At 44.6% G+C, this 12,543-nt stretch carries 15 protein-coding genes; 2 read left to right on the forward strand and 13 right to left on the reverse strand.

The annotated features are described in order from the left end of the window. Positions 1-173: 173 nt before the first annotated feature. The 5 genes from L1D21_RS14620 to zapE form a co-directional block, all read right to left on the reverse strand. Positions 174-1,469, reverse strand: a complete 1,296-nt coding sequence (locus tag L1D21_RS14620) for an adenylosuccinate synthase (RefSeq protein ID WP_239846014.1) — start codon at positions 1,467-1,469, stop codon at positions 174-176. 66 nt (positions 1,470-1,535) lie between these two features. After that, on the reverse strand, positions 1,536-1,724 hold the full coding sequence (locus L1D21_RS14625; RefSeq protein ID WP_239846015.1) for a DUF2065 domain-containing protein: 189 nt from the start codon (positions 1,722-1,724) through the stop codon (positions 1,536-1,538). Positions 1,725-2,113: 389 nt separating this feature from the next. Continuing rightward, positions 2,114-2,506 carry a 30S ribosomal protein S9 gene (gene rpsI, locus L1D21_RS14630; protein WP_028774904.1) on the reverse strand — a complete coding sequence of 131 codons (393 nt, stop codon included), beginning with the start codon at positions 2,504-2,506 and terminating at the stop codon, positions 2,114-2,116. A 14-nt stretch (positions 2,507-2,520) separates the two neighbouring features. Then, positions 2,521-2,952: a 50S ribosomal protein L13 gene (gene rplM, locus L1D21_RS14635; RefSeq protein ID WP_239846016.1), complete on the reverse strand. Its 432-nt coding sequence runs from the start codon at positions 2,950-2,952 to the stop codon at positions 2,521-2,523. A gap of 335 nt (positions 2,953-3,287) precedes the next feature. Then, positions 3,288-4,394 carry a cell division protein ZapE gene (gene zapE, locus L1D21_RS14640; RefSeq protein ID WP_239846017.1) on the reverse strand — a complete coding sequence of 369 codons (1,107 nt, stop codon included), beginning with the start codon at positions 4,392-4,394 and terminating at the stop codon, positions 3,288-3,290. A gap of 359 nt (positions 4,395-4,753) precedes the next feature. Here zapE and degQ point away from each other — a divergent pair, with 359 nt between their 5' ends. Then, a complete protein-coding gene (gene degQ / locus L1D21_RS14645) occupies positions 4,754-6,106 on the forward strand; it encodes a Do family serine endopeptidase DegQ (RefSeq protein ID WP_239846018.1) in 1,353 nt (450 codons plus the stop codon). A gap of 157 nt (positions 6,107-6,263) precedes the next feature. Beyond that, positions 6,264-7,343: an outer membrane-stress sensor serine endopeptidase DegS gene (gene degS, locus L1D21_RS14650; protein WP_239846019.1), complete on the forward strand. Its 1,080-nt coding sequence runs from the start codon at positions 6,264-6,266 to the stop codon at positions 7,341-7,343. An 80-nt stretch (positions 7,344-7,423) separates the two neighbouring features. On the opposite strand, the gene L1D21_RS14655 is transcribed toward degS, so the two are convergent. The 8 genes from L1D21_RS14655 to L1D21_RS14690 all read right to left on the reverse strand — a co-directional run bounded on the left by L1D21_RS14655 (position 7,424) and on the right by L1D21_RS14690 (position 12,451). Further along, entirely contained in the window at positions 7,424-7,588 is a 165-nt protein-coding gene (locus tag L1D21_RS14655; RefSeq protein WP_239846020.1) for a hypothetical protein, read from the reverse strand. A gap of 214 nt (positions 7,589-7,802) precedes the next feature. Beyond that, the gene (gene murA / locus L1D21_RS14660; RefSeq protein ID WP_239846021.1) at positions 7,803-9,062 is read right to left on the reverse strand and encodes a UDP-N-acetylglucosamine 1-carboxyvinyltransferase; all 1,260 of its coding nucleotides are present in this window, start codon (positions 9,060-9,062) and stop codon (positions 7,803-7,805) included. A 9-nt stretch (positions 9,063-9,071) separates the two neighbouring features. Continuing rightward, positions 9,072-9,329 (reverse strand): BolA family protein, encoded by a 258-nt coding sequence (locus L1D21_RS14665; RefSeq protein WP_239846022.1) that lies wholly within the window; start codon positions 9,327-9,329, stop codon positions 9,072-9,074. A 13-nt stretch (positions 9,330-9,342) separates the two neighbouring features. Beyond that, the gene (locus L1D21_RS14670; protein WP_239846023.1) at positions 9,343-9,636 is read right to left on the reverse strand and encodes an STAS domain-containing protein; all 294 of its coding nucleotides are present in this window, start codon (positions 9,634-9,636) and stop codon (positions 9,343-9,345) included. A gap of 2 nt (positions 9,637-9,638) precedes the next feature. Continuing rightward, on the reverse strand, positions 9,639-10,295 hold the full coding sequence (locus L1D21_RS14675; RefSeq protein WP_239846120.1) for an ABC transporter substrate-binding protein: 657 nt from the start codon (positions 10,293-10,295) through the stop codon (positions 9,639-9,641). Positions 10,296-10,306: 11 nt separating this feature from the next. Then, entirely contained in the window at positions 10,307-10,780 is a 474-nt protein-coding gene (gene mlaD, locus L1D21_RS14680) for an outer membrane lipid asymmetry maintenance protein MlaD (protein ID WP_239846024.1), read from the reverse strand. A gap of 71 nt (positions 10,781-10,851) precedes the next feature. After that, positions 10,852-11,637, reverse strand: a complete 786-nt coding sequence (mlaE, locus tag L1D21_RS14685; protein WP_239846025.1) for a lipid asymmetry maintenance ABC transporter permease subunit MlaE — start codon at positions 11,635-11,637, stop codon at positions 10,852-10,854. After that, positions 11,624-12,451, reverse strand: a complete 828-nt coding sequence (locus tag L1D21_RS14690) for an ATP-binding cassette domain-containing protein (protein ID WP_239846026.1) — start codon at positions 12,449-12,451, stop codon at positions 11,624-11,626. Before L1D21_RS14690 ends, mlaE begins: the two co-directional genes overlap by 14 nt. Between the last annotated feature and the right edge of the window lie 92 nt (positions 12,452-12,543).

Consider the following 12,543-nt stretch of genomic DNA (forward strand, 5'->3'; position numbering starts at 1 on the left):
AAGCTGATTCATATCTGCTCATGCTATTTACCTCTCTTTATTTGCTGGTTACAAACAAAGTTAGTATTTAGCATGAGCAACCTTCAGGCATAGCCTAAATCAGACGTTCACCACCTCCATAGGAGGTGGTTTTAGAATGACAATAAAAAGGCCGCTTAACGCGGCCCTTATCATTAACTAAACGGATTCACTAGAATCATGGTCTCGTTTCTATCGGGACCCGTTGAGATAATGTCGACTGGCGTTTCCAGTAACTCTTCTATGCGCTTGATATAGTTGATCGCCGCTTGTGGCAACTGATCAATTGAAGTCGCACCAAAGGTGTTTTCACTCCAACCTGGCATAGTTTCAAGTACAGGTGTCACTTGCTCATAGCCTTCGGCTGCAAGTGGCGTTACTGTAGCAACCGTGCCGTCAGGATACTGATAACCAACACAGATCTTCACTTCTTCTAAGCCATCTAAAACGTCTAGCTTAGTTAAGCAAAAACCACTGATGCTGTTAATCTGTACCGCACGCTTCATCGCAACGATATCTAACCAACCTGGACGACGCTTACGACCGGTAGTCGCACCAAATTCGTGACCTTTAGTACCTAAATGATCACCAATTTCGTCTTGCAATTCAGTTGGGAAAGGACCCGCACCCACACGCGTGGTGTACGCTTTCATGATACCCAATACGTAATCTAGATGACGTGGGCCAAATCCAGAACCTGTTGCAACACCACCGGCAGTAGTATTAGAAGAGGTTACGAATGGATAAGTACCGTGGTCGATATCCAGTAATGTACCTTGAGCACCTTCAAATAGAATTGGCTCACCCGCCTTACGTGCTTTATCAAGCATTTCAGTGACATCGGTACACATACTTTTCAGATAATCAGCAATAGCTAATGCATCTTTCAATGTAGCTTCGTAATCAACAGCTTCGCAATCATAATACTCAGTCAACATAAAGTTATGATATGACATCACTTCTTTAAGTTTGCTAGCAAATAGCTCTGCATTGAATAGATCGCCAACGCGAAGTCCACGGCGAGAAATCTTATCTTCATAAGCAGGACCGATACCACGACCGGTTGTACCGATAGCTTTATTACCGCGCGCTTTTTCGCGAGCAACATCTAAAGCACAGTGGAATGGTAGAATCAAAGGACACGCTTCAGAGATAAGTAGACGTTCCTCTACAGGTACGCCACGCTCTTTAAGCATGTTGATCTCTTTCATCAGTGCGTCAGGTGCAAGCACCACGCCATTACCGATAATGCATTTTACATTATCACGTAAAATCCCTGATGGAATAAGATGAAGAACGGTTTTGTCACCATCGATTACCAGTGTATGACCCGCATTGTGGCCACCTTGGTAACGAACGACATATTTGGCCTGTTCGGTAAGAAGGTCGACGATCTTACCCTTTCCTTCGTCACCCCATTGGGTGCCGAGAACTACGACGTTTTTGCCCATTGTTTGCTGCATGGTAGTGATTAAAACGGGATTCTAGCAGATTTTAGGGGGGAAGTGGCAACTAATTTATGAAAAAATAATCAACAAAACCACTCCTGCGGTAACTAAAGCACCACCCAATCTTTGTAAAACTCGCTGATTTTGGTTGGAAATTTCACGTAGATACGCCTGCCAACGATTAGGAAATAATAGAGGACCAATTCCTTCGATGATCAATACCACTGCTAATACCAGCATGACGAGTTGAAAAGACATAGATTTTGCTTCCTAGCTATGTAACCTGAGTTCTGGATAAGCAGAGCCGCTGAATAGGCATCTTTGTGTACCTCTCTGCGTTGCTCTGCCTAACCATAGCTCGCTATGGTGTACGATAGAGCGCCTTGATATGCCCAAAAATCTGCGCGTTCAGTCAGAAAATAGACTTTCCTCTTAGAACTAATCCTTTATAGCATTGAATTAGCTTGTTAAATAGATTTTCCGACACTCGTGATCCCGAGTTCAGGTTATGTAGATTTATTTGAGATAACAGTCTAGCCGATTGTATCTCTAAAACACTATCCATAATTTGCCCCATATTAACCTCTGAACAACAGGCATAAAAAAACCCAGCAAAAGCTGGGTTTTTGAATTTTCGAAGCGAAATATTAACGCTTTGAGAATTGTGGCTTACGACGTGCTTTACGTAGACCCACTTTCTTACGCTCAACTTTACGAGCATCACGGGTAACGAAACCAGCAGCGCGTAGAGATGGACGTAGAGCTTCATCAAGTTCCATCAGTGCACGAGTGATACCGTGACGGATTGCACCTGCTTGGCCAGTGATACCACCGCCTTTAACAGTTACATAGATGTCTAGCTTTTCTGTCATTTCAACTAGCTCTAGAGGTTGACGAACAACCATACGAGCAGTTTCACGACCAAAATATTCGTCAAGTGGACGTTGGTTCACGACGATGTTACCACTACCTACTTTAGCGAATACGCGAGCAGTAGATGTTTTGCGACGGCCAGTGCCGTAGTACTGAGTTGCAGCCATTTGCTTAATCCCGTTTAGATATCAAGAACTTGAGGTTGTTGTGCAGCGTGGTTATGTTCTGTACCAGCGTAAACTTTAAGTTTACGGAACATGGCACGTCCTAAAGGACCTTTAGGTAACATACCCTTAACTGCTTTCTCGATGATCAATTCAGGCTTATGATCTTGCAGCTTTTCAAAGGTGATCTGCTTGATGCCACCGATGAAACCAGAGTGCGAGTAGTACACTTTGCCTTTCGCTTTATTACCAGTAACAGCAACTTTCTCAGCGTTGATAACGATGATGTAATCGCCAGTATCCACATGAGGTGTATACTCTGGCTTATGCTTACCGCGTAAACGGCTAGCAATTTCAGTAGCGATACGACCTAAAGTTTTACCTTCAGCGTCAACAACATACCAGTCGCGAGTAACGGTTTCTGGTGTAGCAGTAAAAGTAGTCTTCATTTACAAAAACCCAATGTTAAAATTCTGTCTCACATGCCGCCATTCATTATTAAATGACAACACAAAAAGTGCCATTCTACGCCCCTTCGAGCAAAGAATAAGGCTTTATAACTTCCACCTTTTCGGTGGAGTAACGAGGGCAGGTCGCGAATTATAGACAAAGCTGAGTTAAAAATCACCTAATTTTTTAGTTAAATTTAAATGATTAACTCATAGCTATATATAAGCAGAGCTATTTAGTTTAACCGAGGCTAAATTTTGATATCGCCAAACTTGTGTCAATGCCGAAATCACATGGGTTAGCGATGTTTCAATTAGTCCTTGGTCTTTGTGACTTAAGGTAAGTGTTCCAGCGCTAAATATTCGTGTGACTGCATTTCAGTCAAACGCGAACGGCAACGCCTAAATTCAAAAGAGAGTAAGCCTTCGGTATAGATCTCGGCTAATTCGACCTCGGCAGAGATAATCAATTTAACATTGCGCTCATAAAACTCATCAACCATGGCCAAGAAACGGCGCGCAATATCATCACCTGTCGATTGACTGCCCATCTGCTCAACATTACTCAGCAGCACGGTATGATACAAACAAGCCAGTTCCATATAATCACGCTGACTTCGAGGACCGTCACACAGATCCCTAAAATTGATCAGCAACACCCCTTGTGCCTCTACGCGAATATGAATATCCCGACCATCGATATCTATTGGCACGCTGGACTTATCAGACTCGGGAGCGAGTTGTTCAAAATAGCTTAATAAGTTTTCATCGGCTTTATCATCTAATGGATAGTGATAGATCTCGGCTTGCTCAAGGGTACGCAAGCGATAATCAATACCGCTGTCGACATTTAAGATCTCACAGTGTTGATTGATAAGCGCAATAGCCGGTAAGAAGCGCGCACGTTGTAATCCATTACGGTACAGCTCGTCAGGAATAATATTAGATGTCGCAACTAGGGCGACGCCTTCGGCAAATAATGCTTCAAACAAGGTGCCCAATAACATGGCATCGGTAATATCTGACACAAAAAACTCATCGAAACAGATCACTTGATACTGCTGAGCCATGCGCTTAGCGATCACAAGTAAAGGATCTCGCTGGCCTTTTAAGCCATCCAAGTCGATATGGATTTGGTGCATAAATCGGTGAAAATGCGCCCTGAGCTTCTTATCGCCAGGCAAGGCCTCATAAAAGGTATCCATTAAATAGGTCTTACCTCGACCTACCCCGCCCCATAAATACAAGCCTTTTACCTGAGCACGAGATTGCCCTAAAAACCCTAACCACTTCTTCAACCCTGACACAGGTTTCTGCGCCGCCAACAACTCATCATAAACACGTTGCAACGACTTAACTGCCTGCTCTTGTGCACTATCATGGGAAAATTCTGTGCGCTGTAAATCTTGTTGGTAATGCTGCCAGGGAGTGAGGTACGACACGGTAACGATTCTCTTCTATCCTTAAATAAACGGCCAAATAGTAGCATGACAACAGGCGATGCCATAGTCATCAACCCGATAATGCTACAGATAAAGATGAACGATACATTATGAGGCAAAACCTATGCTTAAGTGAGCAAATGCTTGAAGCAGTCTGTTTTTGCAATAGGCCAAGTTAAAAATTGAAAATTGTCTTCATGATCAGAAAATTAACCTTTGTTAATCCGAGTGAACTTTAGCTAAATCACTATAGTCCGAATCAATAACCTGATTTAAGATTTGCAACAGGATGTGAGGCTAAAGGCCTTGTCTCTAACGTGATCATAAGTCCATTATCCCAAATTTGGAGTCATGAATTGATGAAAACAAAATTATCATTACTTTCAGCAGCAGTATTAAGTGCCAGTCTTATGGTTATGCCAGCAGTATCGCAAGCCGCGATTCCATTAGCCGTTGATGGCCAGCAAATGCCAAGCTTGGCGCCTATGTTAGAAAAAACCACCCCAGCCGTTGTTGCTGTTGCGGTAGAGGGAACCCATGTTTCCAAGCAGCGACTCCCAGATGCGTTTCGCTACTTCTTCGGCCCTAACGCCCCACGAGAAAGAGTGCAGGAGCGTCCATTTAAAGGCCTAGGTTCAGGGGTGATTATTAATGCTGAAAAAGGCTATATCGTCACCAATAACCATGTTATCGATGGTGCAGATAAAATTTTAATCGGCCTACATGATGGCCGTGAAATTGAAGCAAAACTCATCGGCACCGATGCCGAATCTGATATTGCATTACTGCAGATCGAAGCGAAAAACTTAACCGCGCTAAAACGAGCCGATTCAGACGAATTAAGAGTGGGTGATTTCACTGTTGCCATTGGTAACCCCTTCGGTCTTGGACAAACGGTCACATCTGGCATAGTGAGTGCCATGGGCCGTAGCGGTTTAGGCATCGAGATGTTAGAGAACTTTATTCAAACCGATGCCGCTATTAACAGTGGTAACTCGGGTGGTGCGTTAGTGAACCTTAACGGTGAACTCATTGGTATTAATACCGCGATTGTTGCTCCTGGCGGCGGTAACGTCGGTATCGGTTTCGCCATTCCAGCCAACATGGTGAACAACTTGGTCGACCAAATTATCGAACATGGTGAAGTTCGCCGTGGTGTATTGGGTGTCACTGGGCGTGACTTAGACAACGAATTAGCCCAAAGCTTTGGTCTAGATACTCAACATGGTGGTTTCGTTAATGAAGTGATGCCAAACAGCGCAGCAGATAAGGCGGGAATTAAAGCTGGGGATATCATTGTTAGCGTGAATGGTAAACCGATTAAATCCTTCCAGGAATTAAGAGCGAAAGTCGCCACCATGGGCGCAGGCGCTAAAGTTAAACTTGGCCTTATTCGTGATGGCGATAAGAAAACTATCACCGCCGTATTAGGCGAAGCCAGCCAAGCAACCGAAACCTCTGCTGGCGCCGTACACCCTATGTTAGCGGGTGCGAGTTTAGAGAATAACGATGACGGAGTAGAAATCACCGATGTCGCTCAAGGCTCACCAGCTGCTGCAACAGGGCTTCAAAAAGGCGATGTGATTGTGGGGGTAAACCGCAAGAATATCGATGATTTGAAAGAGCTCAAAGCTGAGCTAAAAGATGCTCATGGCACCATGGCACTTAAAATCCTCCGTGAGGGTAACTTACTCTATCTTGTACTGAGATAAGCCATTAACTAATCATCTTTAACCGATAACAAGGCCATGGTTTCATGGCCTTTGTTTCTCTCAGAGCCACAACATCAGTTATCCTGTTAAATAGCCAATAGTGCCATATAAATAAACATGATAATCTAAGTACATCTTTCCCATAAGTTTGTTGACCATGACCCTAAAAGACAGTGTTTTATATGTTACCAAGGCCATATTTTTTGGTCTTATCATGGCTGCGGTCTTTCTGGTCATCACACCATTTCTAACCAACAATGGACAGCAGAATAGCTTTTTTCAGTCCCGTGGCAAAAATGGTATCGAACTGTCTTTTTCACAAGCGGTAAGACGTGCCGCCCCTGCGGTGGTGAATATCTACAGCCTCAGCGTAGACCAAGGTCGTCCACTTAATTCAGGCTCCCTACAAGGGCTTGGTTCAGGCGTGATCATGAGTAAAGAGGGATATATTCTCACTAACTACCACGTGATCAAAAAAGCCGATGAAATTGTTGTTGCTCTGCAAGATGGCCGTAAATTTACGTCTGAAGTCGTCGGCTCTGATTCAGTGACTGACTTAGCGGTCCTCAAAATTGAAGGCGACACCTTACCTGTAGTGCCAATTAACCTAGATATTCCTGCCCAAGTAGGTGATGTGGTTCTCGCTATCGGTAACCCATATAACCTAGGACAGACCATAACCCAAGGTATCATCAGTGCCACGGGCCGAAATGGCCTAAGTTCGGGTTATCTCGACTTCTTACAAACCGATGCCGCAATTAATGCCGGCAACTCGGGTGGCGCCTTAATCGATACCAGTGGCCAACTTATCGGTATCAATACCGCCGCTTTCCAAGTCGGTGGCGAAGGTGGTGGCCATGGGATTAACTTCGCCATCCCAATTAAGTTAGCTCACAGCATCATGGGTAAACTGATTAAAGATGGCCGAGTCATCCGCGGTGCACTGGGGATCACTGGTGAGCCAATTAATCCAGTAATGGCACAGATCCTTAATCTGCCCGATTTAACCGGTGTAATGGTTACCGAAATCGATCATCAAGGACCGGCCGCCAAAGCGAAGTTGCGTCCTCGTGACGTAATAACCAAGTTTAATGACGAAATCGTACCCGGTGTTGAAATGCTAATGGATCGAATTGCAGAAACACCACCTGGCACTCAAGTGTCCATGACGATTATTCGTGAAGGTAAAGCTTATCAAGTACCTGTCACTATTGGCGAGAATGTCGCCGATAACTAAAACGCTTCTCATAAAGTCCCATACCAAAAAGCCAGCATAAATGCTGGCTTTTTATCTGTAGTGGTAACTATTAACTAGCGCTATTTTCTGGTATTGGGTTTAAATAAACGCAGCCAAAACAGACACTCAAACAATCCGCCAAGCACAATAAGTAACAAGGCTTCGCTGTGCATGCCAATGCCATAACAGATAAAGGCTAGCAACAAACAACCTATTAAAAAGACAATTCTTTTACTCGATTCCATCTATTCAACTCTCCTTAGCAGCAATACAGCTTTGCTTAAATCATTCCATCGATATTGAGTACTATAGCATGATGCGGGTTAATTTCACTTCAGAAACAATTACGCCTAACACATTGTAATTAAATGTTTTTATTATTATTCCCTTTTGAGAGGCATAAAAAAAGCCATTAAAATTAATGGCTTTCTTATTCTGAAAAATTTTAAAAATATTGGCTTACTGAGTGCGAATAACCTCTCCACCTAAACCTTTAAATTTATCTTCAATATGCTCATAACCTCTATCGAGATGATAGATGCGATCAACAGTTGTCACACCCTCAGCCACAAGACCTGCAATCACCAAACTAGCAGAAGCTCGTAGATCGGTCGCCATCACTTGGGCGCCATTAAGCTTTTCAATACCGTGGATAATACAAGTATTACCTTCGAGCTCCATTTTGGCGCCCATACGGATAAGCTCAGGCACATGCATAAAGCGATTTTCAAAAATAGTCTCGGTAATGGTCGCCGTACCTTGTGCCAGTACATTCAATACACAAAACTGCGCCTGCATATCGGTAGGGAAACCAGGATATGGCATGGTTTTGATATTGACCGCTTTAGGCTGTTTGCCTTGCATATCAAGCTCAATCCAGTCTTCACCCGTGTCGATTTTAGCGCCAGCATCTTCAAGCTTGGCTATCACAGATTCTAGGGTTGAAGGGTCAGCATTAACACAACGGATCTTGCCACGCGTCACAGCACCAGCCACCAGAAAACTACCGGTTTCGATACGATCTGGCATCACACGATAATGACACCCGCTTAGTGATTCAACGCCTTGAATCACTATGGTATCTGTGCCCGCACCTTTGATTTTCGCGCCCATAGCAATCAAACAATTAGCCAGGTCAATCACTTCTGGTTCACGCGCAGCGTTTTCAATAATGGTCTCGCCATCAGCCAGCGCCGCAGCCATTAGCAGATTCTCAGTTGCACCGACGCTGATCATATCCATAAAGATATGCGCCCCTTTTAAGCGCCCATCGACACGCGCCTTGATGTAACCTTCCTTGACATCAATTTTAGCCCCCATCAGTTCCAGTCCATGCAAATGCAAGTTGACCGGACGAGCACCGATGGCACAACCACCGGGCAATGACACATCGGCAGTGCCATAACGAGCCAATAATGGACCTAAGATCAGAATCGATGCTCGCATCGTTTTAACTAATTCATAAGGCGCGCAAAAATGATCTAGGTTGGTGGTCGAAATGGTGATTTCACCATTTGCGGCGCGCTCAACGTCGGCACCGAGGCAACGAAGTAGTTCGCAGCTGGTATTAACGTCTCTGAGATTTGGCACATTACTAACCACAAAATCGCTATCGGCTAATACGCCCGCCATCAAAATAGGCAGAGCGGCATTTTTGGCGCCAGAGATAACGACATCACCGGCAAGCGCAGCACTGGCCTGAATTTTTAATTTATCCACAATTCATCTCTACGCTGGCATGTTGAAGATTTTTTCACGCTTCCATTGCGTCGGAGTAAATGCGTTAATCGTGATAGCGTGTAATGCACCACTTGTCACTTGTTCCATCAATGGGGCGTAAATCATCTGCTGCTGTTTTACTCGGCTCGCGCCATCAAAACATTCTCCCACAGCAACAATCTTGTAGTGTGTGCCATCTTGACTCACATGAACTTCTTCTAGGGAAAGTGCTTCCTTGAGAAGCTGTTCGATCTCTTTACATTCCATGAACTAATAACCTTTATTTGGCTTCTTCGACGAAGAAGTCTTGTAAATCATATAAATCAATTAATTTCTGTAACTGCGGCGGCGCCTCACTCAAGGCAAGCGAACCACCTGACTTTTGTTGTAATGCCACCAAATGTAGCAGCAAAGCGACTCCGGCAGAATCACTGGCGGCAATAGCAGATAAATCTAAGCGCTGTATCTGAGGCGCAATTAGCTGCTCCACATTAGGCCAAAGCGCAATCACCGCCTGTTGCGATAACGCTCCACTAATATGGCAAGTATTACCATCCTCGTTAAATTGCAACATCTCTAGCTGTCGCCCTTTTTCTTCTTCATGCTGATATGACTGCCAGTATGAACTTCAAGCTCATTAATCACATAGTCGATCCCTTTCTGGCGGATCAGATTCGATAGTTCTGCGCTCTTCGATGATAATAAGCTCACCCCTTCGGCAACCAGATCAAAAGCCTTCCAGCTATCATCTTTTAAGCGACGAACCCTAAACTGTAACTTAATCGGTGGACGTCCCTGCTCGATAATTTGTACGTTCACATCCACCATCTTTTCATCCGCAAATGAACTCCCAGGAGAGAACTCCACCTGCTGGTTGGTATATTCGGTAAATGCTTGAGCATAAGTTGCTATTAAATACCCTTTAAAAGCTTCGGCAAACTTTTCACGTTGCTCAGGGGTACTTTCACGCAAATAGCTACCCATCACTTTATAGGCCGCATATTTATAATCGATGTAAGGCATCAACTCTTCAGAGACTATCACCTTAAGATGGTCAGGATTGGCCTTAATTGTGTCAATATCCTGATGAAAACGGGCAAACGTCTTATTAGCTGCCGACTTCACCATTTCATAAGGATCTTTAACATTGACCTCAATATTTTGAGCAACTGCACCTATGCTAAATAACATTGCAATGGAACCCAGCATGATTTTCCATAAATGTTTCATAATACTTCCTGCCATTAATTATCTTTCGACTTCACACTATATAAAAACTGACCAATCAAATCTTCGAGCACTAATGCCGAATGGGTGTCATCAATCTTATCGCCATTTTCGAGCATAGCGATATCGTCCATCACGAAGCCGGGCGTCAAACCTAAAAATTGCTCGCCCAGTAACCCTGAAGTCAAAATAGATAAACTACTGGTTTCGGGAAATTGATCGTATTGCTTATCCATAGACAGCTCAACAACGGCCACCAGCTCCTTAGGGTCTAAACGAATATCGGTCACTCGACCTACGACCACACCGCCCACTTTAACTGGTGAACGTACTTTCAATCCCCCCACATTGGTGAACTTAGCATAAAGGGTGTAATGGCTCTGACCGGGCTTAACCTCGACATCGGCCACTTTAAACACCAATACCAAAAACGCGGCTAACCCCGCCAAAATAAATAAGCCAACTAACAGTTCAATTTTTCGAGTTAACATACTCTTCTTACCACTCTGTTCAATATGCATCACTTATTGTGATACTTAGGTTCATCCGTAAACGATAGCGATTAACTGCCAAACATGATGGCCGTTAACAGAAAATCTAATGCCAATACCGCGAGGCTGGCCTGCACAACGGTTTGAGTTGTCGCTCGGCTGATCCCTTGAGGATTTGGGATCACATGATAACCACGATAAAGAGCTATCCAAGTCACCACTACGGCAAATACACCACTTTTAATCAAACAGTTAACGATATCTTGTCGCCACTCTACCGATGCCTGTAAAATCGACCAAAAACTTCCGGCATCGATACCTTTCCATTCAACCCCAACCAAATGACCACCATATATACCCACAGCGGTAAACATTAAGGCAAGTAAGGGCAAGCTTATCACCCCAGCCCAAAAACGCGGTGCAATAATTTGTCTCAGGGGATCGATAGCCATCATCTCTAAGCTAGAGAGTTGTTCGGTGCTCTTCATCAAGCCAATTTCGGCCGTGAGCGCCGAGCCTGCGCGACCGGCAAACAGTAATGCGGTTACCACAGGGCCAAGTTCACGTAGCAGGCTGAGCGCCACCATAGGGCCTAAACTGTCTTCGGTGCCGAAGCCTACCAAAATATTATAGCCTTGTAAGGCTAACACCATGCCAATAAACAATCCTGACACTAGGATGATCACCATAGACTGAACCCCGACCACATACAGCTGGCGGATCAGTAAGGGGATCCCTTTTCTCGGACGAGGAACTCTGGCAATGGCGCCCCACAGCATTAACCCAGCACGGCCGAGTCCCATCACGCTATTAATGGCATTGCGGCCAATGTCCGCAATTTGATCAGTCAAGCTCACCTAACATCTCCTTTTGGTAATCTTGAGCGGGAAAATGGAATGGTACCGGACCATCTGGCTCGCCACCAATAAATTGCTTTAACTTTGGATTATCAGTCAGCTTGAGTTCAGCCGGAGTGCCATGTGCAATCACGCGCTTATCGGCCAACACGTACACATAATCGGCAATACTCAACACTTCTTGTACATCGTGAGATACCACGACAGAGGTTAAATTCAACGCATCACTCAGTTCACGGATAAGCTTCACCAACACCCCCATAGAAATGGGATCTTGTCCGGCAAACGGCTCATCGTACAGAATCAACTCAGGCTCTAAGGCAATCGCTCTGGCCAGCGCAGCGCGTCTTTGCATCCCGCCTGAGAGTTCGCTAGGCATCATAGATGCCGCCCCGCGCAAACCTACGGCTTCCAATTTCATCAAGGCGATACGCTTAATGATCACTTCAGGTAAACCAGAGTGCTCCCTTAGGGCGAAAGCAACATTATCGAATACGTTCATGTCGGTAAACAAGGCGCCACTTTGGAACAGCATACTCATACGTTTTCGCAGCTCAAATAGTTCACTGCGATTGCATTGATGCACATCGATACCATCGACGGTAATGCTACCTTGCTCAGGCTGCAATTGACCGCCAATCAATTTGAGTAAGGTGGTTTTACCTATACCACTGGGACCCATAATCGCCGTTACCTTACCTTTTGGTATCGACAGACTAATATCTTCGTAGATGACATGGGAGCCACGGCTAAAGCTAAGGTTTTTTATCTCGACAAGTGACTTTACTTGCTTATTTACCTGTTCATTACTCATAGCAAGACCTAATGTGTTCCATGGTAAAACGCCAGAAAAAGAGACGAATTGTACAAATTTGACCTATTGCGCACAACTGAATCGACACTATC

It is taken from the genome of Shewanella sp. Isolate11 (genome assembly GCF_022398315.1).
Taxonomy (GTDB): domain Bacteria; phylum Pseudomonadota; class Gammaproteobacteria; order Enterobacterales; family Shewanellaceae; genus Shewanella.